Here is a 24,703-nt window from a genome sequence, read left to right on the forward strand (position 1 = left end):
GAATCCGCTTGCGACGTTACTTGTAACGGGTAAACAACAGCTTTTATGAGTCACCTCTAATATTTATTCTAATCCTCAGATTTCGTTTGAGCTAAAATGGAACTAAAGTCATATAAATGTCCATTATTATATTCAAACTAATTATTAGGCTCGGCGAGATTTTTTGGGGCAGCGATTGAAAACGATTCACAAAATTATTTTTCTGCTAGTGCTACTGACATTGTTTCTGGTTCAAATCTATTGGGTACGCGATGATGGTCAGGTACTAAAGATTGAACCAGACCACTACGCGTTTCTCGCCACTAATGACCAAGTGCAAGGGGGCTCAAGCTCATCGCAATTAACGGAGTTAAACGATGCTCTGCAATTGGAGTGTCAGTTGGTAAAGACGGACGCGTATCAATGGCCCTACTGTGGGATTTCTATTCAGTTGGGTGAAAGCTTGGCTCACGGCGTTAATTTGAACAACTTCCATACCCTAAGATTGAATCTCGACTTTGTGCGCTTAGATAGCCAAAAAGACCCTGGTCTGAGGGTATACTTGCGCAACTTCAACCCGGTCTACTCAAACATAGAAAGCGAATACACGCTCAAATACAATGGCTTAGAGTACACGCCGGGCGTATCTCAAGGAGCGATAGATATTCCGTTGGCCAACTTACAAGTGTTGACTTGGTGGTTGGTAGATAACGATATTGCTATCGAACACTCTGCCCCTGAGTTCACGAATGTCAGTTTACTCGAGCTGGCGACAGGTTCGGGAGAAAACGTTGGGGACTACCGACTCACGGTGTATAGCATCGAACTCATCGGTAACTATATAGAAGGTGAGTCACTGATGCTGGGATTGCTGATTTTCTGGGTGTCGTTGGCACTGGTGTACAGTGTGATGGAGATACGCCGCAGCCATCAGATGGTCTCTTTGGCCCAATCTCGTCAAACTCACCTTCGCCGCCTCAATCGAGAACTACAAGAGCAGAATATTCATTTTGCCGAGCTGGCTAATCGAGATGCGCTGACCGGAGCGATGAATCGCCACTCAATCCGTGAATGGCTGGATGAGCACTTTACCCACTCGTCCTCTGAGCAATCTCTTGCGGTGCTGTACCTCGATATTGACCACTTTAAGCAAGTCAATGATGTCTATGGGCATAAGATGGGCGACGACATTCTAAGAGAGTTTACTATGGTGGTACTCAGCACCTTAGAGACATCACAGCGTTTAGTGCGTTGGGGCGGGGAGGAGTTCGTTGTTTTCTGTCCAGGCTTCGATTTAGAACAAGCGACGCAGTTGGCAGAAAAGATTCGCCATCGTATAGAAGCGCACATCTGGGTGCATGGCGATCCGCTTACCACCAGCATTGGTGTTGCGGTGAAAGGCAATGAACGTGTCAATGAAATGATAACTCGAGCCGACGAGGCCCTCTATTTGGCCAAGCGTCGTGGACGCAACCAAGTAGCGGTTAGCGCTGATCCTCAGTGATGTCGAGCGGCTCTAGTGGCCCCTCTTGCTGCGGCGCTTCGATGGCAATCGGTTCTTTGGGGCCAAGGAACTTGGGTTTTGCGTTGGTAATGTAGATATCCAATACCGCTTTAGCTCGTGCAAATACTTCACGCAGTCGCACTTTCATGCCCGAATGACGCGATGGACCAGGGACGGCGAAACACTTGGCGTTAATTCGGTGTGAGTTGGCGATAAACAGTGCCCGTTCACAATGAAATTTCTGTGAGATGATCAAAAAATTATCGGTATCAAAAATCTCTTTGGCGCGAACCACCGAATCTAAGGTGCGAAAACCAGCATAATCGAGAAAGATTCGCTCTTCAGGCACACCATCGGCTAACAGATCTCGCTTCATGGTCCACGGCTCATTGTATGAGCGATGGGCATTATCACCACTAAGGAGAAAATGGCTCACTTTGCCTTGCTGATACAGGGAGATAGCCGCATCGATACGATTGACATAGTACTCATTGAGTACTTTTCCTAGGTACTTACTTGTTCCCAGCACTACGGCGACATTAACAGGCTCGACTTGCTCCGCTTGTATGAAGAGTTGCTGACGAGCTTGAACAGATACCCAGCGGTCGATGGCAAACAGCCCCAGCGCGACAAGTAACACGGTCGCGGGCAGCCAAAACAGGAGTCGACGCAGTCCTTTTCTCAACAAGGATTGAGTGTGTGTTTCACGATGGAATAGTTTTCGCACTAGATTTGACGGTTCCTCTGTGCCCAAAGACCAATAATAATAAAGCAAGACAAGACGATAGCGAACATTACGCCAGTTTCTAACCCTCGTAGCGTGCGGGCCAGATAGGGCGTTACTTTAATTATGATCAAGCCGTAACCGAACGCATTAATCAAGATGAAAGCTAAGGTTCTTAGAACAAAGTTGTAGTTTCTGAGCCATCTTCGCACCATGGCATTGATCTCACTGCCTGCCATCACCAGAAAACACGCGATAAGTGCTGTTGAAATCTCACTCAAGTAAGGGTAGAGGTAGGTGCCCAGTGTATGTAAATATTCCATTATTGATTAAACAGTTATCTGAAAACTGTGCAAGGATACCATGAAGCGGTGGCACGCTGTCTAGCGCTAAACAATAACAAAAAACCCAGCATGGCTGGGTTTTTAATCGATTAGAATGCAGTGCGTTTATAGCGGCGGTAGACCGGTTGCCAGAACGAGGCGTCGATGGCTTCCTCGAGAGCTTCATCCGGAATCTCCAGTGCTACGCCTTGCTCAATCGCTTTTTTAGCCACGGCGAACGCGATCTTCTTCGATACTGAGTGAATCGCTTCTAATGGCGGTAGCAGTGGGCCTTGACCGTTGATTGCTAGTGGTGAACAGGTAGCCAGAGCACGACTCGATTCCATCAGCATCTCATCAGTGACACGTTTCGCTTGTACCGCCAGCACCCCTAGGCCGATACCAGGGAAGATGTAGCTGTTGTTACACTGTGCGATAGGGTAGGTTTTACCGTCGTGAATCACAGGATCAAACGGGCTACCGGTGGCCACAAGCGCTTCACCGTTGGTCCAACGAATGATGTCATTTGGCGTCGCCTCGACACGGCTGGTTGGGTTCGATAGTGGGAACACAATCGGTCGCGGGCAGTGTGAGTGCATCTCTTTGATCACTTCTTCACTGAATAGGCCAGGAGCGCCAGAAACGCCAACCAATACTGTTGGTTTAGCGTTACGCATGACATCGAGCAGTGAGAAGCCGTTGCCTTCTGCTTGCCAATCAGCGGTGTCTTTGTGCTTTTGCACCAGACGCTGCTGGAAGTCGAGTAGATTTGGCATGCCTTCCTGTAGTAAGCCCCAGCGGTCGACCATGAACACTTGAGAGCGCGCTTGGCTATCGCTGATCCCCTCGGACACCATTTGAGCGATGATGGCTTCTGCGATGCCACAACCTGCCGAGCCTGCACCTAAGAAAGTCACGCGCTGCTCAGAGAGCTTGCTTCCAGCGGCCTGACATGCAGCAAGCAGTGAGCCAACCGTGACAGCGGCTGTACCCTGAATGTCATCGTTGAAGCAGCAAACACGGTCTTTGTAGCGCTCAAGCAGCGGCATCGCATTCTTCTGTGCAAAATCTTCGAACTGGATTAGCGCGTCTGGCCAGCGACGCTGCACCGCTTGCATAAATTCTTCTACAAACGCATCGTACTCTGCGCCTGTAATGCGTGGGTGACGCCAGCCCATGTACATTGGGTCGGCAAGTCGCTGTGGATTGTTGGTGCCCACATCCAGAACGATAGGTAGCGTGTAGGCTGGGCTAATACCACCACAAGCGGTGTACAGTGCCAGTTTACCAATTGGAATACCCATACCACCGATACCTTGGTCACCGAGGCCAAGAATACGTTCACCGTCAGTAACAACGATGACTTTGACATTGTGGTTGGATGCATTGTTAAGGATGTCATCGATGCGGTCACGATTGGCATAAGAGACAAATAAGCCGCGTCCACGTCGGTAGATGTTGGAAAAGTTTTCACACGCTGCGCCAACCGTCGGGGTATAGATGATAGGCATCATCTCTGAGATATGGTTTTGCACCAAACGGTAAAACAAGGTTTCGTTGGTGTCTTGGATGTTGCGCAGATAGATGTGTTTGTCCATATCGCTTTCAAAGTTGCGATACTGCATGTAAGCGCGCTCGACCTGCTCTTGAATGGTTTCCGTGTTCTCGGGCAGTAGGCCTTCTAGATTGAAAGAGCGACGCTCTTGAGCAGAAAACGCACTGCCTTTGTTAAGCAGAGGAGTACTGAGCAGTGCAGGGCCTGCATAGGGAATATAAAGAGGGCGTTTATCGTTATTCATTGCTTGCCTATAGTAGGGTTTTGGGTCAACAGACCATCGGGAACAGGGACCTAAAAATGATAGGGATTCGTAGTCGCATTGTAAACTGAATATTCCTCCATTATGGATTGTATTAGGTATATAATTTACTGTTTTGACAGCAAGCGCTCTAACCTTATGTCCTCTCTTCCCATCGATACACTTAAGCCTCAATTTGACCAATGGATTTCCCAGCATGATTTAGTGGTAGAAGCCGAAACCGGCTCAGGAAAATCAACTCGATTACCGCTTTGGGCGGCTGAAAAAGGTCGGGTATTGGTGATTGAACCAAGAAGAATTGCTTGCACATCACTGGCGCAATTTTTGGCGCAGCAAGCGGGAGAGCGAGTCGGGCAATCTATTGGCTACGCAATAAAGCTTGAAAGTCATTTTGATGACAATACCAGCGTGGTGTTTGTGACACCTGGTGTGGCGCTGCGCTGGTATGCGGATAACCAACTGGCCGACTTCGATTGTATTGTCGTCGATGAGTTTCACGAACGCCGCTGGGATACCGACTTATTGGTTGCCTTACTGAAAGATCGCGCAGCGCAGCGCCTTATCGTGACATCGGCCACTATGGAAGGTGAGCGACTTGCCCGATATTTGGGTGCGCAGCGACTCAGTGCCAGCGGGCGGCAGTTTGCTGTCACGCTTCGCTATCGTGCTAAAGACGCCAAGCAACTGCCGGATTCACGTCTCCTCGACGAACGTGTGATGCGTGAAGTTGTCGCATTGGCCGATACGCCCGGAGATATTTTGGTGTTTCTTCCCGGTCGTAAAGAGATCAGCCAGTGCCAAAGTCGACTATCTGATCTAAGCGATAGGGTGGCAGTGCCTTTGCATGCCTCTGTAACGGATCAACAAAGAGAAATTGCCCTCAAGCCACAAAGTTACAAAAAGGTGGTTCTTGCGACCAATGTTGCGGAAACCTCGCTGACCATACCCAATATCAGCGCAGTGATTGATTCGGGCCTCGAGCGCAGAACTGAGCAGCGCAACGGACGCACGACGTTAAGCCTCAAACATATTTCCAAAGCGAGCGCGAAACAACGAGCGGGTCGAGCGGGTCGCGTCATGCAAGGTGAGTGTGTCCGCTTATACGGCGAATTTGCCGCCCTTTCAGAGCTAACACCGCCGGAAATGCATCGTGAGTCGTTGACCGAAGCTATGTTGGCCTCCGCATGTTGCGGGACGGCGCTGACTCAACTGAGTTTTCTCGATGCCTTGCCAGACAAGACTCTAGGACAAGCAGAGCAAATACTGCGCGCCATGAATGCGATTGATAGCCAGGGGCTAGCGACAGAACACGGCCAGAGACTGTATCCGCTCCCTATTGATGCCTTGTACGCTGACTTGGTCACCAGAATGCCCACGCGCCCTTTACAAGAGGCGATGTTGGATCTGACTGCGGTGCTGGCCACGCCCGCCAATTTATATCGACTGAGTGGTGATGAGCAAGCGCAACTCCTGTTAGCGCAGCAGGAGCCTTTTGGTTGTGATGCGCAACTTGCGATTGGTTTGCTGCGCGGAAAAGAGTTTTCTGCAATCAACGTAGATCCTGAGGTACTCAGAGAAGCGCGGCTTCTGGCTGAACAAATGAGGCAAGCCTTTGAGCTGCCTGAGCTCAGTGTCGCGTCTCGTTATCTGGCCGAGCAGCTAGGCGAAGCGATAGCAAAACTGCATCCTGAGCTGGTGTTTGTTAGGCGTGAGAAACGACGTGAAGCGTTTGCCAATGGTGAGATGGAAGTGCTTTTGGCACGAGATAGCCGCATCAAAGCCAATCAGGAGGCCGTGCTGGTGCTCGATACCCACAGTGTGCCAGGGAGAGGGGTCAAACAAACGCTCAATCTTGCCACTGTCACAGTGCCACTGCGACTCTCATTGCTCGAAGAGATGAACTTGGGGGAATGGCAGCAAGGCCAAGTCATTCATCAAGAAGAGCAAACCTTGGTCGAGCGTCATCTGGTCTATGCTGGGCGTCAGGTAGCAACGCGCTATGAGCCGGCAACAGGGGAGTTGGCCATCGAACCTATGGTGCAAGCTGTTGTCTCTGAGGAGAGGTTACCGGGCTTTGCCAAGCGCCGCCGTCAAGAAATTGAGCACTGGAAGCTCTATTGCGGTCTGGGCTTTGCGCAGGCTGATAGTGATATCTCTTCTCTCACGTTTGAAAAATGGTTTGCCCAGCAACTGAGCATGTTGGGCGTCAACGAGATTGAAGAGCTAGCGCTGTTTGACGCAGAGGATTTTGCTTTTTCAGGGATTCCTGAGTGGCAATATCAGGAGTTCGCCGAGCAATATCCATTTGAACTAGCGTTGGGCGACCTCAATGTCGACGTTGAGTATCAGTTGGATAAAAAGCGGGTGTATGTGGTGTATCGTGACGGGCTGCGTAAGGGGGATCCCAAACGTTGGGAGTTACCGAAATGGCAGGGCTGGCGGGTTCAATACAAGAAAGCCAGTAGAATCGTCGATGTGCGCTAAGGTAAAAGTATATTATTCGATAAATGAAATATTAAGCAACCGGTTACTTATATCTCAGTGATGTACGGATTTTGTTACTTTGTTGCTTTTTATATAGCTTTTTCAAACAAAAAATGGGTATAAAAGACTATTGTTTTATATCCTATTGCCATAAGAAGTGGAATCTATGATATTGAGTACACTGTGTTGCCGCTATTACGGGGGATGATATGGAACATCTAGGCAAGACAAGTGTTGTTTTCGACTATACCTCTTTTCTTGGCGCTTCATGCAGTAAGAAATGGACGTTCTTGGAAGCAATGAGCACCTTTGCGCCAATCTTTAGTTTGGCTTGGAAAAACACCATCAAAGAGTCGACAAACGTTGAAGACCGCTTGTGGCAGCAGGCGATGAATAGCCTTTCTGCCAATCGAAGTGACGAGTCCAATATTCTAACGCTACTTGAGCTGGCCCGTTTTGAGGGGGTTGAAGAACTCAAACTGGTGATGCCCTATGAGCTCGACAGCGAGCAACTTGAACGAATGCGCAGTAAATCGGGAGTGATGATCTCGCCACTGACTCAAGATGAACTGATAATTCGTTTCTAATCTCAGCAGCGTAAGCCAAGATTATTAAGCAAAACTAAAAAGAGCCAGCATAAGCTGGCTCTTTTTGTTGGTATCTGCACTCGATTACAATACTGCTGCGATGCCCTTGCATAGCGGAAGCATGTTTGAGCGAGTCATGCCTGCGACACTGATTCGGCCAGAGCCGACAATGTAGATAGCAAACTCTTCTTTTAAGCGGTTCACTTGATCTTTGTTAAGACCAGAGAACGAGAACATACCATTTTGACGCTCAATAAAGCTAAAGTCAGCATCGACCCCTTGCTCTTTTAGCGTTGCAACGAACAGTTCGCGCATCTGTTGAATGCGGTCGCGCATTTCTTTTACTTCCTGCTCCCACTCGGCGCGTAGAGCCGGGTTGTTCAGGATGTAAGTCACGACAGCACTGCCGTGTGCTGGTGGATTAGAGTAGATTGAACGAATGATCGCTTTTACTTGTGAGAAAGCGGTCGCTGCAACTTGCTCAGACTCTGCAACTAAGGTGAAGGCACCAACACGCTCGTTGTAGAGGCCAAAGTTTTTAGAGAACGAGCTCGCAACCAAAATCTCTTTGTTGTACTTAGCAAAAATGCGCAGACCAGCCGCATCCTCTTCTACACCCTTGGCAAAGCCTTGGTATGCAAAGTCGAACAGTGGAAGAAGCTTTTTATCCGCAACCAGTTTAGCGAGCGTTTCCCACTCTTCTTCAGTTGGATCGATGCCGGTTGGATTGTGACAGCAGCCGTGAAGCAGCACGATATCGCCTTCGGCCGCCTTGTCGAGGTCGGCAAGCATTGCCGCAAAGTCTTTGTCTTTGGTTTCTGCGTTGTAGTAGCTGTATTGCGCCGTTTCAATGCCCGCAGCGGTAAACACACCGTTGTGGTTTGCCCAAGTAGGGTTACTGATCCAGATTTTGACATCACCAAGCTGGCGCTTGATGAACTCACCTGCAACGCGAAGTGCACCAGTACCACCCGGCGCTTGCGCCGTCTTCGCTCGTTGGCTAGTGACGATCTCTGCATCGGCACCAAACAACAGTTTTTGTACCGCAAGACCGTACTCAGCCGTCCCTTCGATAGTTAGGTATGACTTGGTCTTTTCCGTTTCAACCAACGCAGCTTCAGCTTTTTTCACTGTGGCTAAAACTGGGGTTTCACCCTGTTCGTTTTTGTAAATGCCTACGCCCAGGTTAATTTTTTCAGCGCGGGCATCTTTTTTAAACTCTTCAGTCAGGCCGAGGATAGGGTCTGCCGGAGCAGCAACTACTTTTTCAAACATAATCGTCATCCATGTTAATCGAAGGGAGGATAGGTTAGTAACTCAGCTATTTATACCTTTCTAAAGGTAATGAAACAACAACCAAAGCAAAGAAAATTTCGAAAACATCTGGATTTACTGACCAAATGTCTTGTAACAGGGATTTCCATATAAAAAGTCCCTCTAACTTAGCGAGCTAGAGGGACTTAATTGAAACGCATGGTGCTTTTTTGTTCGCCTGTTACGCGGTCATTTCACCTTGTTCCAGTGCATTCTCTTTGGCTTCCATGCTGCGATATTTGTCGGCAATATCAACAAAGGTCTGTTCAATGGCTAGAAAGGCTTCCACGACTTGAGGATCAAAATGATTGCCTTTACCTTGCAAAATAATCGATTTGGCTTTTTCGTGACTGAATGCTTTTTTGTACACGCGCTCAGAGATAAGTGCATCATAAACATCTGCTAAAGCCATTAATCGACCTGAAAGGGGAATTTGTTGCTCTTTAAGCTGGTTAGGGTAGCCCGAGCCATCCCACTTTTCGTGGTGAGTGAGCGAGATCTCTTTGGCGAGCTGTAAGAAAGAGTTGCTCCCCAGTTGTTGCTCAGCCATAGATAGCGCTTTGGCGCCAATTTCTGGATGACGCTTCATGATCTCAAATTCATCATCGGTAAGCTTACCTGGTTTCAACAAGATGTTGTCGGGTATCCCAACCTTACCCACGTCATGCAGCGGGGCAGACTTGTACAGCAGTTCGATATAGCTGTCGGTCAAGAGTTCGCGATGGGGTTCAAATTGAGCCAGGTACTGAGCGAGGGCACGCACATATTCCTGGGTACGCAGAATGTGCGCGCCGGTTTCATTGTCCCTAGACTCTGCCAGTGCAGAGAGACTGACGATAGCGACGTCACGGGTAGTTTTAACCTCATCTTGCGACGACTCTAGGCTGTCTAACATTTGGTTGGTGAGAGAGGCCATCGATCCCAACTCATTGTGTTCAAATACAGGTACGCGCTTGGAGACATTACCTTGAGTAACCTGCATCAGTGAGTCTTCGTGCGAGAGTAGCACGCGGCGCATCAATTTACTCCAGAGCACCATAATGGCAATCACATAGCCGCCCAACACCAAAGCAATATAAAGGAACTCTTTAATCACGCTGATAGTGCCGGTGCCGTCCAGTACCCGTTGAGGATTATGCTCAAGCCAAAAGATATCTTTGATCGCCACCATAGTTAACATGGTGGTTAAGGTGATTAATAGCAGACTGACCAGCGAAATCATTTGTTTCACTAACGAACGACGTTGGCCACTGAGCTCAAACTGATAACGCTGCTGACCGTCGAGTTGCTCAAAAGAGGCGATTTTAGACTCCAATTGCAGCAGCAGCCCGGTAAAGAAACCAAATAATGTCATACCAAACAGCACCTTGAGATTACTGTCGATAGGAAAATCATAATGGAGGTTGTAGAAGCTAGCCAAAACGATGCTGGCGAAAAACATTAAGGTTGCGTCGAGACGTGCCTGTTGCTGTTGAACAACCAGATCGTGGTTACTGAGAAGGAAGTGACGAATCAGAAGAACAATGCCGAAGGTCACGGTAATATGGCTAAACAACTCAGTAAAGGTCAAGGTTTCTAGCATTGGGCATACACGCCCCGCGTAAATGCCAAAAACCACACCTGCCAAAGCGTAAAGTTTTACTGTTAAAGGTGCATTGTAATGTGAATCTTTCATAGCGATGCCCATAGTCAGAATGCGCTTAATACCAAACAGCATAAATATCTGGTCATTCTTGCTAGTTAAAATCGCTGATAGCGTCGTTATAGATTTTGTAGGTAGGTCAACTAGCTAGCTGCAATCTATGCCTTGCTCTCAACGATTTTTCCTGCGCAATTATCTGATCACCTATTTATCCCGTTTGGTATCACCGTAACATGGTTAACGGTTTAATATATGACCGCACATCATATCGATTTCTTACATCTATGGATACGGTTTTACAACCTTAGTGCTACATGGGAGAAAGAAACGCACACCAACAGGGGGTGTGCGTTTAAGATTATTTCTTTAGATTAGATTATTTCTTCAGATCGATCTGCGATTCGATGGCGTTGGTTTCAATGTCTGGGTTTTGGCTCAGTTTGTCTGCCGCCCATTTGTTGAGGTGGGATAAAATCGCCGTTACTGCGTGCTTTTTGTCGGCGGTTTCACCCTCTGATACATCGAGCTGTTGCTTGGGATGAGATCCGGTAGCATCTTCTGCGATGTGCAGCCAATCTGGGTGCCAATAGTAGGGTTGTCCGCTTGGTGTTGTCCAACTGTGCACACCGTTGCTTTCGCCTTTGTACTCGATATGCGAGGAATCGTATTTTTTCATTATTATCTAGTTCCTTATATTAGGTTGCTAAGGTCACTTATGCTCAGTAAATGTAACAAACTCTGCGGTTATTAATGTGACTCGCTTCAACAAACAGTGTTCGCTAAATACAATCCTCATCAATGAGAAGGGTGATATCTATTCATTGGTTGGACTGTGATATGGTTGGCCGTGGAAACCAGAGGGAAATATGAATCGATATCAACAGCTTGCAGAGCAGATCAAACAGCAAATCGAACAAAACACTTGGCGCGCGGGAGAGAAAGTCTTGTCGATTCGTGCCGCAAGTAAAAGTTACTTGGTGAGCGCATCGACGGTGCTACAGGCTTATCAGTTGCTCGAAAGTGAGGGCTGGTTAACGGCCAAGCCTCAGTCAGGGTATTTTGTGACCCCCACTCTAATGAGAAAGCACAGCGCTGCGCCTGCAGTCTCGCCAAAGGTCGCATATAACGACAGATTGTATCAATTCCTTAAGCGCAGCTCCTGTGCCGAGGTCGCGCTCGGCTCTGCGTTTCCTGCGCCAGATCTGTTTCCTTTGACTGTGCTCAATCGTCATCTTGCGAGTGCGGGGCGCAAACTACCGGCTCAGCAAGTGTTGCATAATCTTCCTCCAGGCAATGAGTCTCTGCGCCGCAGTATCGCTCAGCGCTACATTATGAGTGGGCTTAATGTGTCACACCGTGACATTGTGCTGACCTCCGGTGCGATGGAAGCGCTGAATCTGAGTTTAGCCACCTTGTGTAAGCCTGGTGATAAGGTGGTGTTGGAATCGCCAACTTTTTATGGTGCATTGCAAGCGGTTGAGCGATTGGGCCTAGAGGCGATTATGGTTCCGGTAGACCCACAGACTGGCCTATGTGTGGCAACCTTTAAACAGGTACTCGAGCAGCATAACGTGAAGGCGTGCTGGTTGATGTCACGATACCAAAACCCGACCGGCGCCTGCTTGAGCGAAGCGGACAAGCAGCAAGTAGTGAAACTCGCTCATCAATATGATGTGACCATCATTGAAGACGATGTTTATGCCGAGCTTGGCTTGAGCGACCCTATGCTTCATCCATTTAAGTATTATGATCAACACGATAGGGTCATGTTGTGTGGCTCGTTATCCAAATCACTCTGCCCGGGGTACCGGATTGGTTGGGTGGTCAATCAATCATTGAGCGACCAGTTACAAAAGCAGCAGATGCTCTCAACCTTATCGGCTAGCGCGCCGATTCAACATGGTATCGCTCATTATCTTCAGCATGAAAGCTTTGATAACCATTTAAGGAAGCTGCGAAAAACGTTAGCGCAGCGCCGCGATGCCATGCTCCAGCTTCTAAACGAACATTTGCCCAAACATAGTCAGGTTCACGTGAGCCAAGGTGGCTACTTCGTTTGGATCGAGTTTGCTAAACAGGTTAATTGTCATCGCATCTATCTTGATGCGCTCAAAGAGGGTATATCGGTCGCTGATGGTGGTCTGTTTGGACCGTCGTCTCAATTTAACCATTGCCTGCGTATTAATGTCTCGTTCGCGGTCGACAGTGCTATGGAACAGACGGTGAAAAAAATAGGCCAATGGGCCGAGCGTGGCACTGCTTAAAGGTTTATTCGCCGAACTGTACTGCGACTAAGGCGCAACCTTGTGTTCCAATAGCCAGGTGGTCATTAATGAGGAACTCTGATGGAACGAACAAGTGTTCAGCGTGAATACAGACTGCTGATTATTGCGATACTGTGCGCTGCATTGGCGGTGTTTGGACACGTTATTTTATCTAAGTCCTTCGCCGACTTGGTCTGGATTGAATACACCGCGGCAGCGATACCTTTTGTCATGTTTGGCTTATGTCTCTTTGCTATTCGTTACGCAGCGAACGATAGAAACAATGGATAACAATAGCTATCTGAACACAGATTGATTTTGATGGGTAGAAGTCCCCAGTTTTGACTAGGGACTCATATTTACTGCTTATCGTTTAGATGATCAATGATCGCTTGTTTGGCATGCTCTTGATTGGCTTGTTCTCTTTCTGGCACCTCAAGGGCTCGTCTGCCATGCATTCCGGTGATGTCCTCGGCAATGTGCAGCCAGTCTGGGTGCCAGTAGTAGGGCTGTTCCCCTTGAGGGTGATCCCAGCTGTGGACGCCTTCTTCAACGCCGTTATAGGCGAGATCTTCAATTTTAAATAGCTTCATAGCTTTAACTCCATTTACTATCACACTAATAAAACTAGCTGATTCACAATGAGTTTTCCAATGCTTACGGGCATAAAAAAACCTCCACGAATGGAGGTTTTTTGGCTTGAAATGGCGTTTAGAAGTTTGCAGAGCGAGGTGTGCGAGGGAATGGAATCACGTCACGTACGTTGCCCATGCCAGTCACGTAAGAGACCAAACGCTCAAAGCCTAGACCAAAGCCTGCGTGTGGCACCGTGCCGTATTTGCGTAAGTCTCGGTACCAACTCATGTGCTCAGGATCGATGCCGATTTCGCGCATACGCTCATCAAGCACTTCAAGACGCTCTTCACGCTGAGAACCACCGATGATCTCGCCAATGCCTGGTGCAAGAACGTCCATCGCCGCTACGGTTTTACCATCGTCGTTAAGACGCATGTAGAAGGCTTTGATGTCTTTCGGGTAGTTTTTCACAATAACTGGAGCTTTAAAGTGCTCTTCTGCTAGGAAGCGCTCGTGCTCAGAAGACATGTCGATACCCCATTCAACTGGGAACTCGAACTCACGGCCAGAATCAAGCAGGATCTGGATAGCGTCGGTGTAGTCAACTTGAGCAAAGTCAGAAGAAACAAACTGCTCTAGGCGAGTGATGGCTTGTTTATCGATGCGTTGAGCGAAGAACTCAAGATCGTCACGACATTCTGCTAGTACTGCTTTGAACACATACTTAAGCATGTCTTCAGACAATTTCGCGATATCGTTAAGATCAGCGAAAGCCACTTCAGGCTCAACCATCCAAAATTCTGCAAGGTGACGACTGGTGTTTGAGTTCTCAGCACGGAAAGTTGGACCGAACGTGTAAACTTTGCTCAGTGCACACGCGTAGGCTTCAGCGTTAAGCTGGCCAGATACCGTCAGAAACGTCTCTTTACCGAAGAAGTCTTCGTTGTAATCCACTTCGCCTTTGTCTGTGCGAGGTAGGTTTTCCATATCTAGCGTAGAGACGCGGAACATCTCGCCGGCACCTTCAGCATCAGATGCAGTGATAAGTGGCGCCGATACCCAAAAGTAACCTTGCTCATGGTAGAAGCGGTGGATCGCTTGAGATAGGCAGTTACGTACACGTGCTACCGCACCGATCACGTTGGTACGTGGGCGGAGGTGCGCCACTTCGCGAAGGTATTCGATAGAGTGGCGAGTTTTCGCCATTGGGTAAGTGTCTGCATCTTCAACCCAGCCAACCACTTTTACGTCAGTTGCTGCGAGTTCGAAGTCTTGACCTTTGGCAGGAGATTCAACAATCTTACCCGTTACTTCGACAGAACAGCCAGTAGTTAGCTTAAGTACTTCGTCTTCGTAATTATTAAGATTATTAGGGACCACGGCCTGAATCGGGTCGAAACAAGAGCCGTCATATATGGCAAGGAAAGAGATTCCAGCTTTGGAATCACGACGTGAACGGATCCAGCCACGAACAGTGACTTCACTGTCTACTGCTAGCTGACCTTTCAATACGTCTGATACAGGCGCGTAAGTCATGTTTTCAATATTCTCCATTGAGGTAAAAATTCAACCCAATGTCGCATTACTCACGGTATAAATAATGAACAAACATTGGGTTGGATTAAATTCTATATCGTCAATGGGACATATTACCTTTCAAATCTTAGGCTTCAACCTTTATTGTTGTTTCGGCCAACAAAAATAGCCGATAAACGGCTATTTCTTATTGGAGAGCGTGAATTGATCGAGTAATGCTTCTAAATGCTCCGACTGCTGCTCAAGATTCATACTAATATTATGGGTTTGCGCCGCGGATTCACTGGTCTGGTTGGCATGTTGCGTGATCACTCGCACTTTGCCTTGAACTTGCTGGCTGAGTGCGGAAGTTGTGTTGGTTTGTTGCTCAATGCTATTGGCATGAGCAAGGGCTTGTTTCATCTCTTCGACCACATCAGACATCGCCTGAGAAAGCTGCTCGATTTCAGCAGAGCGCTGATGCGCAGTGCTACACACAGAATCTACTGAGCTTAATGATGACTGACTGTCTTGCTGGAATTGAGAAATGATGTTTTCAATACTGCCGGTTGCTTCTGCTGTGCGGCTGGCAAGATTTCGTACTTCATCGGCGACGACCGCAAAACCGCGACCCTGCTCGCCAGCACGCGCGGCTTCAATCGCTGCGTTGAGGGCAAGTAAGTTGGTTTGTTCGGCCACGCCTTTGATCACTTCAAGAATGCTAGACACCTCTGAAGTTTGATTGTTTAGGTCAACAATGCTGTCTTTAACGTGCTCAATATCATCCACTAGTGCTTTGATGTCGTGGCTAGCACTGTGTGCTTGCTCTGCACTTTGATTGGCAATGGTTGTGGTGTGCTTGATGAGTGACGAGGCATCTTCTGTCGCCTGGCCAACTTGAGCTTGCTGAGCCTGCATCTCTTCCATATGAGTTTGTACTTCAGCGGTCTCTTTTTGCTGGTTATCAGCCGCAGAATCAGTCACCTGTGCCACTTGAGTCAGCTCTGTGGCACTGAGCGCGACTTTGTGCGATGTGCTTTGCACTTGCTCAAGGCTGCTGTTCACAGTTTCCATAAACGAGTTGATTGCGCCTGACAATTGGCCTATCTCATCGGTTTGGCTGGTGGCGAGCCTCTGGCTTAAATCTTTGGTTTTGCTTAACTTTTGCATAAACCCAGAGGTTTTCTGAATCGGACGTACGATGATCTTTCGAATCAGCCACATAGTGACCAAAAAGCCGACGAAGCCGAAAGCAGACATAATCGCCAGGGCGATAAAAGCACGCTGGCTAATCAATTGGTTGACATGAGAGAGATTGTACTCAAGACGAATGGCGCCGAGCACTTCTCCTTCAGGTGCCATATGGCATGACACACAGTTTGTGCCGCGATAGTTTTCGCTTGATTTCATCGGCAGGGCAACAACGATGCCTTTACCCCAATCGGCTTTGATCGGCTCAATGACCAGCTCGCCAGCTAAAGCGCGCTGATCGATTTCATCGACGGGTTGTTGATTGGCTTGACCAGGACCGTACAGCTTACTCACCGCCTCGGCACGCAGCACTTTGACTTCTTCGATGCCGTCTTGGGCGAGGGCTTTTTGGCGTAATGTCTCTTTCTGAGCCATAGTGCCGGTCAGCATCATCATATTGAGGCTATCAAAATAGTTACTTGCTTTATCGTGCAACTGTTCACTGAGGACCGAGTTGATAAGCTCTCTTTGTTGCAAGTATTGATAGGTAGTAGAGGCGACCAGTACCAAGCCAAACACAGTTAATAAGGTGATGAGCAACTTTGTTGTAATTGTTAAGCGCATGGTTGAGTAATTATTGATTATTATTGGAATAGACCTCATAGATCGTGTCTCATCTTTGAGTGAAAGAAAAGTTATCGGACTTCATACTGTGACCTCACTCTATGTAAGGGCATTGTAAATGTGATGTAGGCTTAGTGTAATCAAAACTTTGACGCAGTAACGTAATTTTGACGTGCTAGTGGGAGGGTAACGTTTTCCTAGTGGTTAAATGAGCGAATCTGCGGGTCGGTGCTTGTCTCTGCAAGGGTTATTCCTTAGTATTGCGTCTGTTTTGACAAGCCTGAGATCTAAGATGAAAACTGAATTATACAAAGAGTTTATGTTTGAAGCGGCCCACCACTTACCGCATGTGCCAGAGGGGCATAAATGTGGGCGCCTGCATGGTCACTCTTTCTTAGTTCGCCTTTATGTAGAAGGTGAGGTTGACCCGCATACAGGCTGGGTGGTGGACTTCGCCGAAATTAAAGCCGCATTTAAGCCAATCTACGACAGGCTCGATCACTACTATCTGAATGACATCGAAGGTCTGGAGAACCCGACCAGCGAAGTTCTCGCTAAGTGGATTTGGAACCAGTTAAAGCCAACACTGCCATTGTTGAGTAAAGTCGAAATCAAAGAGACCTGTACCGCTGGATGCATATATAAAGGTGAATAACCTTATCTAGTCGAGCCATGAAAAAGCCCGAGCGTTAGACAAAACGCTCGGGCTTTTTTGCATCTTAACTAAATTAGCAGATCACTTTTACCGCTAGGCCGCCTTGAGAGGTTTCACGGTATTTCGCGTTCATGTCTTTGCCCGTTTCTAGCATGGTTTCGATAACCTTATCGAGAGAGACTGTTGGCGCAGATGAACGGCGCAGTGCCATACGAGTGGAGTTGATCGCTTTTACAGCAGCAATACCGTTACGTTCGATACATGGAACCTGCACCTGACCAGCAACTGGGTCACAAGTCAGACCTAGGTTGTGCTCCATCGCGATTTCAGCCGCCATACATACTTGCTCTGGGCTACCACCCATAAGCTCTGCGAGGCCCGCTGCTGCCATAGAACATGCAACGCCAACTTCACCCTGACAGCCAACTTCAGCACCAGAGATAGACGCATTACGCTTGTACAGACCACCGATTGCGCCAGAAGCGGCAAAGTAACGGATGTAGTCTTTCTCAGTCACGGTTTGGATGAACTTATCGTAGTAAGCCAGTACCGCAGGAATGATGCCACACGCACCGTTTGTTGGTGCTGTCACAACGCGGCCACCTGCTGCGTTTTCTTCATTGACCGCAAAAGCGAACATATTCACCCAGTCAACAACCGACATAGGATCGTTAGTTGTTTTCTCAGAGGTAAGAAGTTGCTGACGAAGCGCGGCCGCTCGACGAGGAACGCGAAGTGGGCCGGGTAGGATACCTTCGGTATTCATGCCACGGTCCATACAGTCACGCATGGTTTTCCAGATATTAGCAAAGTATGTCCGTGACTCTTCATCCGAGTGCATCGCTGCTTGGTTTTTCATCACCAAAGTACTAATAGAAAGACCGTGCTCTTTACACTGATTCACCAGTTCTTCAGCGGTGGTGAATTCGTAAGGTGCTTTAACTGGGTTTTCTTCTTCTTTGCCGAAGTTTTCTTCATCAACGATGAAACCACCGCCGATAGAGTAATAGGTTTTTGAGTACACTTTTTCGTCATTGATCCAAGCGTGGATCTGCATGCCGTTTTCGTGTAACTCGAGGTTCGTGGTATGGAAGTTCATACCGCCCTCTTTGGGGAACGATACTGTGTGACAGTGCATGCCAACAGGAAGGCGCTCAGTTTCTTCTACGCGAGCGATAAAGCCCGGAATAGAGTCGATATCCACTTTCTCAGGAGTATTGCCAGCAAGACCCATGATGATTGCGATATCTGTGTGGTGACCTTTCCCTGTCAGTGATAGTGATCCATAAACGTCAACGGTGATTTTAGTGATGTCGCGCAATTTTCCCATTGAACGTAGATCATCAATAAATTCTTTACCCGCTTTCATTGGTCCTACAGTGTGTGAGCTTGAAGGACCAACACCGATCTTATAGATGTCAAAAACACTAATCATATCGATTACCTCAGAAGTAAGCCTCCCGGGGGGAGGGAGGCTTTTTATTATCATTATATTCTTGGTTTAATCAGGCTTTTAAAGCCTTAGATTAAAGAGCGCCGTAGATTACAGAAGTAATGGCTGCGATACCACAAAGAGCTGTGAAAATCTGTACAGGCGTTGAAGTTTTGTACTTCGCCATGGCTGGTACTTTCTGCATTGCGAACACTGGCATTAGGAACAAGATAGCGGCAATCATTGGCGCGCCCATTGTTTCAATCATACCCAGGATGCTTGGGTTAACGATAGCGACAATCCAAGTTGTTACAACGATGAAGATTAGAGATGCTTTTTCAATCTTGCTTACCGAAGTGTTAGAGCGAGATTTCACTAGACCAACTAGACCTTCGTGCGCACCTAGGAAGTGACCGAAGTAGCTTGAAGTGATTGCTGCAAAAGCAACCAGTGGACCCATGTAAGAGATAAGTGGAGATTCGTGAACGTTCGCTAGGTAAGAAAGTACAGAGATGTTTTGCTCTTTAGCCATTGCTAGCTGCTCTGGAGATAGAGAAAGTACTACAGAGAATACGAAGAACATAACAAAGCCCATTAGCATCATCGCTGCACCGCCCGTGATAGCGTCTGTCTTCTGAACCGCATTGTCACCGTGCACACGACGTTGCTCTTTAGAGAACTGAGAGATAACCGGGCTGTGGTTGAAAGAGAACACGATGATTGGGATAGCTAGCCAAACCACAGATGGCATAGAAGACCAGTCTGGTGCAACAGACATCATCGAGCCATTCCAGTCTGGGATTAGGTAGAAAGAAAGTGCCAGCAAGATGAACACTAGTGGGTATACCAGTGCTGATGTTGCTTTTAGCATTAGTTCTTTACCAAATACTACACCAGCAGTCATTGCAGCAATTAGTGCACCAGACAGTAGCCAGCGAGGGATGGACTCCATGCCCATTTGGTTTACTAGGAACGAGTCAACCGTGTTTGTGATACCCACACCGTAGATAAGAACGATAGGGTAGATGGCGAAAAAGTAAGCAAAAGTAATAAGGTTTGCGCCAGTCTTACCAAAGTGCTCTTCTACTGTATCAGTGATATCAGCTTCAGGGTTTTTCGCCGATAGAACAAATCGAGCGAGAGATTTGTGTGCGAACCAAGTCATTGGTGCCGCGATTAGAGCAAGGATAACTAATGGCCAGAAACCGCCAGCACCCGCTTTAATTGGAAGGAAAAGTACGCCAGCACCTACCGCAGTACCGAAAAGTGACAGACACCAGGTGAAATCCTTGTAAGTGAACTTACTAGGAGATTGTGCGGTAGAAACCGCAGAAGTATTAGTATTCATTTTGTGATACTCATTTTTGGGAACAGGAAATAAGTCGGGTGCAATTTTGCAGAAAAACCTTTCATGAAAAGTAGATCTAAGTCATGAATTGATGAGGCTTATAATAGGATATGTCAAAAACAGGTTTTTGCTCACGTAAATGATGTGCCACTAGTGATTTATGCTAATTCGTAACATTAGAAAAACTAATCTTGTTATGAGATTGTGTTATCTATGCTGCGGGAAAACGATTGCCGTATTAACAAATAGCTAGGTTAATGTGACAAGTTATCAATCCGAGCATCGGCTATTTGCTGTGGTCCATGATCTGCTTCTGCATCGCGTCGATGATTTGTGCCGTCATTCCCCAGATAAAGTGGTTTTGGTACGAGAGGCCAAATACACGGTGTGAATGATTGTTGATATAAAAACGCTCACTGTGAAGCTCGCGCGGATCGAGCACAATCTTCGCTGGGACTTCAAACACTTCGTCAACTTCATTGTGATCAATATTGGTGTGGTAGTCGGAATCGATGAACGCCATAAACGGGGTGACGGTAAATCGACTGACGGTGATGAGTTCAGGTAACTGACCAAAAATGCGAACTTTTTCGTGATTGATGCCCACCTCTTCATAGGTCTCGCGCAGCGCGGTGGCGGCTAAATCGGTATCACTGAGTTCATACTTTCCACCGGGAAAGCTGACTTGACCCGGATGGTGTTTTAGGTGGCGTGCCCGGCGAGTAAACAAAACGTGAAGGCCATTGTCTCGCTCGATAAATCCAATCAACACCGAAGCCTTGCGCAGCGAGCTGTGGTTGAGATGCGCTACGCGTCGTAGGGCCTCTTGATGATAGTCAACGGTTTGATGCAACTGAAAACGTTGTATCAGATCACTTTTATTTAGCTCCAACAATATCTTAGCTCCCGACTCATTTGAAATTGTTCGCAATGTGACTCATGCTTTTAACAGCAATGAGGCAGGCAAGGACAGCACAACGATGAAAGGAATTATCTTTACTGAATTTATGGATTTAGTCGAACAAAAGTTCGGCCTCGAAGAGCTCGATACCGTGTTATCTTTGGCTGGAGACGATGGGGTTTATACCGCAGTAGGAAGCTATGACCATAAAAGCCTGGTTAAACTCATCGTTCAGCTAAGCCAGAGAACGGGTATCTCTGCTCAAGATTTACAGCGCATTTTCGGACAATCTGTCTTTCACAACCTGTATCGCTCCTTACCCACTAATAGTAGCCTACAAAACTGTAAATCTACCTTTCATTTCATCAAGTTGGTTGAAGACTATATCCACTTAGAAGTCAAAAAACTCTACCCCGACGCCAATCCACCGAGTTTTGATTTTCTTTCTGAATCTGAAACTGAGTTGGTGTTTGATTACCTCAGTGCGCGCTGCATGTCGCATGTCTGTTTGGGGTTGATTGAAGGGTGCGCTAACCATTATCAACAGACCGTTGACATCGACATGGATAACCGAGTCGATGACGGCAGCCACGTGCGCTTTAAAGTGCGCTTGGTAGGATAAGATTGTGGACAAGCTTTCAGCGTTAGAGAGAAAGCTCGCTAGGGAGAAAGCGGCGAGGCAGCAAGCAGAGCAGTTGCTTGAAAGTAAAAGTCTCGAGCTTTACCAAGCCAATCAACAGTTAGAGCTGGTGCTCAATCAGCTTAAACTGCAGACGCGCAACGACCTCCACAAAATCGAATTTGAGCAGCACGTTAATGAGGCACTGATTCACTTTGGCCGCGCTTTTCTAAGAAGAAGCTTCGATGACGGCATGATCGCGAGTTTGCTTGAGCGACTCGAGGCACTCGCCGCGATCAGTGCCGCCAGTCTAACCCTTGAACCAGGGCTGATTGCTAGCGTAGATGCGCATCACTTCGGGCAAAGTGAGCCACAAGATCTTAGCTTAGTTAAAGCGTACCCTGTATGGGAGGATGGCCATTTAGTGTTGCCGATTGAAGTCGAGCGCCGTGTGGTTGGTCAGCTGACCATTACGGTTGAAGACAACGAGATAGAACGCGATTTTGTGGTCAATCAAATGTTGTTAGTGGCGGAGCTGATGTGCAGTGCGATCAGTCGCCAACTGATCTTGATCAGCAACCAACAAGCGCGTGCGCGAGCCGAGGAGTCTGAGCGGGCCACTCAAGAGTTTGTCGCGATGATCAATCATGAGCTGCGCACCCCGCTCAATGGTTTACTGGGTAGTGCCGAACTGCTTGCCGACAGTCAACTGGACGAACAACAGCAAGTGCTGCTATCCAACTTGACCCATTCAGGGGATTTACTACGACATATCATCAATGACTTACTCGACTTTAGCAAAATGAATGCAGGCATGATGGAGCTTATTCCTGCCAAGTTTCATTGGCCTGATTTGCGCGAGATGTTGATAGGTATCTTCGATAATCGAGCACGTGAAAAGGGAATTGTATTTGAAATTAACCAATTGGGTGATATTCCTGGCGCAATGATTGGCGATTTCGAGCGGATAGGGCAGATACTGGTCAACCTTGTCGGCAATGCGGTGAAGTTTACCTTGCAGGGCAAAGTGACGTTAACGGTTGGCTATAAGGGTACTACGCTGCATTTTGTGGTCAAAGATACCGGTATCGGGATCAGTGAGCAGGCGCAACGCGAGTTGTTCAATCCTTTTGTCCAAGCTGACCGCACCGCCAAGCGAAATTTTGAAGGGACGGGCTTGGGGTTAGCCATTTGCAAAAATTTGGTTGAGTTGATGTCGGGGTCAATCAGCTTTCGCAGTGAGTTGGGTAAGGGCAGTTGTTTTGAGGTGATACTTCCGGTTGAGATTGCCGTCGAAGAGCCCAGCGTTGATGCAGTTGGCCCGTCCCACAAGCGCGATAAACCCTTTGATCAGTTAGCGATTTTGGTGGTGGATGATATTCGGATGAATCAAGTCATCATTAATCAGATGCTGAAAAAACTGTTGATCGTCCCGGATATTGCCAACAATGGCCTTGAAGCCATCGATGCGGTATCGAGTGGTGACTACGACTTGATTTTTATGGACTGTCGGATGCCTGAAATGGATGGATTTGAAGCGACGCAGCGTCTGCGAAAGCAAGGCTGTCAGTTGCCGATTATCGCGCTGACTGCCGGAACCACCTTGAGTGAGCGTGAGCGGTGCATTGAATCGGGCATGGACGACATCCTGACCAAACCTTACACCGCAAAAGACTTAACGCTTATCCTCGAAAAATGGACACGATAAACTGAGTGAACTTATTAACGGCTCGCGGTTTGTAACACCGGTAAGATGCGGCTGAGCTTATCCAACGTTTCTTGATATTCACTGTCACATTGGCTGTCAGCGACCAGCCCTCCACCTGCCCACACATACAGGTGCTGATTTTCCGCGACCAAAGTGCGAATCGTGATACTGGTATCCATCACCCCATGACGACTGATATAACCAATGCTGCCACAGTAGGCGTTGCGGCGATGTGGCTCGAGCTCCTCGATAATCTCCATTGCGCGTATTTTTGGGGCGCCGGTGATAGAGCCGCCCGGGAACGATGCTCGTAATAGGTCGGCTGGGGTGTAACGCTCGGCAAGCTCGGCGCGAATTGTGCTCACAAGATGGTGCACCGCAGGAAAACTCTCGATGTCGAACAGCTTTGGCACATGAACAGTGCCGGGCTTGGCGACTCGACCTACATCGTTGCGCAGCAAATCGACAATCATTAGGTTTTCGGCTTGGTCCTTTTCAGCGTGAGCCAGTTCGTTGGCCGCGCTCTTGTCATCGATTGGATCGCTGTGTCTAGGCCGCGTGCCTTTTATCGGCTTGGTCTCAATTACCCCTTGTTTCACCTGCAAAAAGCGCTCAGGTGAAACACTCAAAATGGCCCCTTGCTCGGTGCGAATGAAGGCAGAGAAGGGCCCTTGATTGACCTGCTCTAGCTGTAGATACGCCTGCCATTCGCTGCCTTGATAGGCGGCTTGAAAGCGCTGCGCCAAATTAATCTGATAACAATCACCGGAGCGCAGATACTCCTGCACTTGGGCAAACTTGTCGCCGTAGCTGTGGCGACTCATGTTTGACTGCCACTCACTGGTGAGTGAAAACGCCTCGGTGCTAGGGGCGTTTTGTGCTTGTAACCATTGCCAGCGTGCCTCGGTGTTGACGCCGACAATTTGCGCTTGCTTAGTATGATGGTCTACGACCAAAGCCCAGTCATAGAGACCCACCGCCATATCGGGTGTTGAGAGATCATGTTCAGCGATAGTCGGTAGTCGTTCCACACGTCGGCCAAGGTCATAAGCAAAATACCCTAAAGCACCGCCAATAAAGGGCAGTTCCCCTTGATAGTCGAGATCGCTCAACAAAGTTTGTTGCCAGTCGTTGAGTAACTCAAATGGGTCCTGATCAGAAAGGGTGTTTTGGCCATTGGCAAAGATACGGCTTTGCTGACCTTGAGTCGTGATGGTGGCAATGGGGCTGGCCACCAAAATGTCGAATCGACTATCTATATGGGAGTTGGATGGTGAGCGTAACAACATCGCCCATGGATGCGATTCAATGGTGCTGAAAAGCTCAATAGCGAGGCGGCTGTGGTATGGGATCGGCTTGATTTCTAAGCGATTTGATTTGTTGTTATTCATTTGTTTAATTTGTGACAAAGAGATCGTTGCTACCGTGGCGTGTTGAGGAAAGCAAGAGTATCATAATGACCACAAAAGTCGCTACACCGGTGTTCTGCGATTAGA

21 protein-coding genes are annotated in these 24,703 nt (G+C 47.9%); 8 read left to right on the forward strand and 13 right to left on the reverse strand.

Features of this window, described 5'->3' with window-relative positions:
* Positions 1 to 175: 175 nt before the first annotated feature.
* The gene (locus tag MTO69_RS05560; RefSeq protein WP_248331884.1) at positions 176 to 1,483 is read left to right on the forward strand and encodes a GGDEF domain-containing protein; all 1,308 of its coding nucleotides are present in this window, start codon (positions 176 to 178) and stop codon (positions 1,481 to 1,483) included.
* On the opposite strand, the gene MTO69_RS05565 is transcribed toward MTO69_RS05560, so the two are convergent.
* From MTO69_RS05565 to MTO69_RS05575, 3 genes are all read right to left on the reverse strand, one after another.
* Entirely contained in the window at positions 1,464 to 2,237 is a 774-nt protein-coding gene (locus tag MTO69_RS05565; RefSeq protein WP_248331886.1) for a SanA/YdcF family protein, read from the reverse strand. The two genes, MTO69_RS05560 and MTO69_RS05565, sit on opposite strands and share 20 nt — an antisense overlap.
* The gene (locus tag MTO69_RS05570; RefSeq protein ID WP_248331888.1) at positions 2,210 to 2,530 is read right to left on the reverse strand and encodes a DUF3392 domain-containing protein; all 321 of its coding nucleotides are present in this window, start codon (positions 2,528 to 2,530) and stop codon (positions 2,210 to 2,212) included. The genes MTO69_RS05565 and MTO69_RS05570 overlap by 28 nt, the downstream gene beginning before the upstream one ends.
* A 110-nt stretch (positions 2,531 to 2,640) precedes the next feature.
* A complete protein-coding gene (locus MTO69_RS05575) occupies positions 2,641 to 4,329 on the reverse strand; it encodes an NAD-dependent malic enzyme (RefSeq protein ID WP_248331889.1) in 1,689 nt (562 codons plus the stop codon).
* Positions 4,330 to 4,485: 156 nt separating this feature from the next.
* Here MTO69_RS05575 and MTO69_RS05580 point away from each other — a divergent pair, with 156 nt between their 5' ends.
* Together MTO69_RS05580 and MTO69_RS05585 are read left to right on the forward strand one after the other, a co-directional pair.
* On the forward strand, positions 4,486 to 6,831 hold the full coding sequence (locus MTO69_RS05580; protein ID WP_248331891.1) for a helicase-related protein: 2,346 nt from the start codon (positions 4,486 to 4,488) through the stop codon (positions 6,829 to 6,831).
* A gap of 209 nt (positions 6,832 to 7,040) precedes the next feature.
* On the forward strand, positions 7,041 to 7,418 hold the full coding sequence (locus MTO69_RS05585; RefSeq protein WP_248331893.1) for a transporter: 378 nt from the start codon (positions 7,041 to 7,043) through the stop codon (positions 7,416 to 7,418).
* Positions 7,419 to 7,502: 84 nt separating this feature from the next.
* On the opposite strand, the gene MTO69_RS05590 is transcribed toward MTO69_RS05585, so the two are convergent.
* The 3 genes from MTO69_RS05590 to MTO69_RS05600 form a co-directional block, all read right to left on the reverse strand.
* Positions 7,503 to 8,693 (reverse strand): amino acid aminotransferase, encoded by a 1,191-nt coding sequence (locus tag MTO69_RS05590; protein WP_248331895.1) that lies wholly within the window; start codon positions 8,691 to 8,693, stop codon positions 7,503 to 7,505.
* Between the two features lie 220 nt (positions 8,694 to 8,913).
* The gene (locus tag MTO69_RS05595) at positions 8,914 to 10,407 is read right to left on the reverse strand and encodes an HD-GYP domain-containing protein (protein WP_248331897.1); all 1,494 of its coding nucleotides are present in this window, start codon (positions 10,405 to 10,407) and stop codon (positions 8,914 to 8,916) included.
* A gap of 343 nt (positions 10,408 to 10,750) precedes the next feature.
* Positions 10,751 to 11,050 carry a hypothetical protein gene (locus MTO69_RS05600; protein ID WP_248331898.1) on the reverse strand — a complete coding sequence of 100 codons (300 nt, stop codon included), beginning with the start codon at positions 11,048 to 11,050 and terminating at the stop codon, positions 10,751 to 10,753.
* A 190-nt stretch (positions 11,051 to 11,240) separates the two neighbouring features.
* On the opposite strand from MTO69_RS05600, the gene MTO69_RS05605 reads away from it, so the two are divergent.
* Positions 11,241 to 12,638: a PLP-dependent aminotransferase family protein gene (locus MTO69_RS05605; protein WP_248331900.1), complete on the forward strand. Its 1,398-nt coding sequence runs from the start codon at positions 11,241 to 11,243 to the stop codon at positions 12,636 to 12,638.
* Positions 12,639 to 12,719: 81 nt separating this feature from the next.
* Positions 12,720 to 12,929, forward strand: coding sequence for a hypothetical protein (locus MTO69_RS05610; protein ID WP_248331902.1), 210 nt, complete (start codon positions 12,720 to 12,722; stop codon positions 12,927 to 12,929).
* Positions 12,930 to 12,997: 68 nt separating this feature from the next.
* On the opposite strand, the gene MTO69_RS05615 is transcribed toward MTO69_RS05610, so the two are convergent.
* The 3 genes from MTO69_RS05615 to MTO69_RS05625 form a co-directional block, all read right to left on the reverse strand.
* Complete coding sequence (locus tag MTO69_RS05615) at positions 12,998 to 13,231, reverse strand: hypothetical protein (RefSeq protein WP_248331904.1); 234 nt, start codon at positions 13,229 to 13,231, stop codon at positions 12,998 to 13,000.
* A gap of 118 nt (positions 13,232 to 13,349) precedes the next feature.
* Complete coding sequence (gene asnS, locus MTO69_RS05620) at positions 13,350 to 14,750, reverse strand: asparagine--tRNA ligase (protein WP_248331906.1); 1,401 nt, start codon at positions 14,748 to 14,750, stop codon at positions 13,350 to 13,352.
* A 180-nt stretch (positions 14,751 to 14,930) separates the two neighbouring features.
* Positions 14,931 to 16,544 carry a methyl-accepting chemotaxis protein gene (locus tag MTO69_RS05625; RefSeq protein WP_248331908.1) on the reverse strand — a complete coding sequence of 538 codons (1,614 nt, stop codon included), beginning with the start codon at positions 16,542 to 16,544 and terminating at the stop codon, positions 14,931 to 14,933.
* A gap of 292 nt (positions 16,545 to 16,836) precedes the next feature.
* Here MTO69_RS05625 and queD point away from each other — a divergent pair, with 292 nt between their 5' ends.
* Positions 16,837 to 17,199 (forward strand): 6-carboxytetrahydropterin synthase QueD, encoded by a 363-nt coding sequence (queD, locus tag MTO69_RS05630; protein WP_248331910.1) that lies wholly within the window; start codon positions 16,837 to 16,839, stop codon positions 17,197 to 17,199.
* Positions 17,200 to 17,272: 73 nt separating this feature from the next.
* On the opposite strand, the gene MTO69_RS05635 is transcribed toward queD, so the two are convergent.
* The 3 genes from MTO69_RS05635 to MTO69_RS05645 all read right to left on the reverse strand — a co-directional run bounded on the left by MTO69_RS05635 (position 17,273) and on the right by MTO69_RS05645 (position 20,877).
* A complete protein-coding gene (locus MTO69_RS05635) occupies positions 17,273 to 18,634 on the reverse strand; it encodes an L-serine ammonia-lyase (protein WP_248331912.1) in 1,362 nt (453 codons plus the stop codon).
* Between the two features lie 91 nt (positions 18,635 to 18,725).
* Positions 18,726 to 19,979, reverse strand: coding sequence for an aromatic amino acid transport family protein (locus MTO69_RS05640; protein ID WP_248331913.1), 1,254 nt, complete (start codon positions 19,977 to 19,979; stop codon positions 18,726 to 18,728).
* A 286-nt stretch (positions 19,980 to 20,265) separates the two neighbouring features.
* A complete protein-coding gene (locus MTO69_RS05645) occupies positions 20,266 to 20,877 on the reverse strand; it encodes a CoA pyrophosphatase (protein WP_248334424.1) in 612 nt (203 codons plus the stop codon).
* 82 nt (positions 20,878 to 20,959) lie between these two features.
* Here MTO69_RS05645 and MTO69_RS05650 point away from each other — a divergent pair, with 82 nt between their 5' ends.
* Positions 20,960 to 21,502: a heme NO-binding domain-containing protein gene (locus MTO69_RS05650; protein ID WP_248331914.1), complete on the forward strand. Its 543-nt coding sequence runs from the start codon at positions 20,960 to 20,962 to the stop codon at positions 21,500 to 21,502.
* A gap of 4 nt (positions 21,503 to 21,506) precedes the next feature.
* Positions 21,507 to 23,207: an ATP-binding protein gene (locus MTO69_RS05655; protein WP_248331915.1), complete on the forward strand. Its 1,701-nt coding sequence runs from the start codon at positions 21,507 to 21,509 to the stop codon at positions 23,205 to 23,207.
* 14 nt (positions 23,208 to 23,221) lie between these two features.
* On the opposite strand, the gene pabB is transcribed toward MTO69_RS05655, so the two are convergent.
* The gene (pabB, locus tag MTO69_RS05660) at positions 23,222 to 24,598 is read right to left on the reverse strand and encodes an aminodeoxychorismate synthase component 1 (RefSeq protein WP_248331916.1); all 1,377 of its coding nucleotides are present in this window, start codon (positions 24,596 to 24,598) and stop codon (positions 23,222 to 23,224) included.
* Between the last annotated feature and the right edge of the window lie 105 nt (positions 24,599 to 24,703).

This window comes from Vibrio sinaloensis (genome assembly GCF_023195835.1).
Taxonomy (GTDB): Bacteria; Pseudomonadota; Gammaproteobacteria; order Enterobacterales; family Vibrionaceae; genus Vibrio; species Vibrio sinaloensis_C.

Coding starts and splice junctions, on each gene's coding strand:
- MTO69_RS05570 (WP_248331888.1), bottom strand. CDS start 2,530: ATGGAATATTTACATACACTGGGCACCTACCTCTACCCTTACTTGAGT.
- MTO69_RS05575 (WP_248331889.1), bottom strand. CDS start 4,329: ATGAATAACGATAAACGCCCTCTTTATATTCCCTATGCAGGCCCTGCA.
- MTO69_RS05580 (WP_248331891.1), top strand. CDS start 4,486: ATGTCCTCTCTTCCCATCGATACACTTAAGCCTCAATTTGACCAATGG.
- MTO69_RS05585 (WP_248331893.1), top strand. CDS start 7,041: ATGGAACATCTAGGCAAGACAAGTGTTGTTTTCGACTATACCTCTTTT.
- MTO69_RS05590 (WP_248331895.1), bottom strand. CDS start 8,693: ATGTTTGAAAAAGTAGTTGCTGCTCCGGCAGACCCTATCCTCGGCCTG.
- MTO69_RS05595 (WP_248331897.1), bottom strand. CDS start 10,407: ATGAAAGATTCACATTACAATGCACCTTTAACAGTAAAACTTTACGCT.
- MTO69_RS05600 (WP_248331898.1), bottom strand. CDS start 11,050: ATGAAAAAATACGATTCCTCGCATATCGAGTACAAAGGCGAAAGCAAC.
- MTO69_RS05605 (WP_248331900.1), top strand. CDS start 11,241: ATGAATCGATATCAACAGCTTGCAGAGCAGATCAAACAGCAAATCGAA.
- MTO69_RS05610 (WP_248331902.1), top strand. CDS start 12,720: ATGGAACGAACAAGTGTTCAGCGTGAATACAGACTGCTGATTATTGCG.
- MTO69_RS05615 (WP_248331904.1), bottom strand. CDS start 13,231: ATGAAGCTATTTAAAATTGAAGATCTCGCCTATAACGGCGTTGAAGAA.
- asnS (WP_248331906.1), bottom strand. CDS start 14,750: ATGACTTACGCGCCTGTATCAGACGTATTGAAAGGTCAGCTAGCAGTA.
- MTO69_RS05625 (WP_248331908.1), bottom strand. CDS start 16,544: ATGCGCTTAACAATTACAACAAAGTTGCTCATCACCTTATTAACTGTG.
- queD (WP_248331910.1), top strand. CDS start 16,837: ATGAAAACTGAATTATACAAAGAGTTTATGTTTGAAGCGGCCCACCAC.
- MTO69_RS05635 (WP_248331912.1), bottom strand. CDS start 18,634: ATGATTAGTGTTTTTGACATCTATAAGATCGGTGTTGGTCCTTCAAGC.
- MTO69_RS05640 (WP_248331913.1), bottom strand. CDS start 19,979: ATGAATACTAATACTTCTGCGGTTTCTACCGCACAATCTCCTAGTAAG.
- MTO69_RS05650 (WP_248331914.1), top strand. CDS start 20,960: ATGAAAGGAATTATCTTTACTGAATTTATGGATTTAGTCGAACAAAAG.
- pabB (WP_248331916.1), bottom strand. CDS start 24,598: ATGAATAACAACAAATCAAATCGCTTAGAAATCAAGCCGATCCCATAC.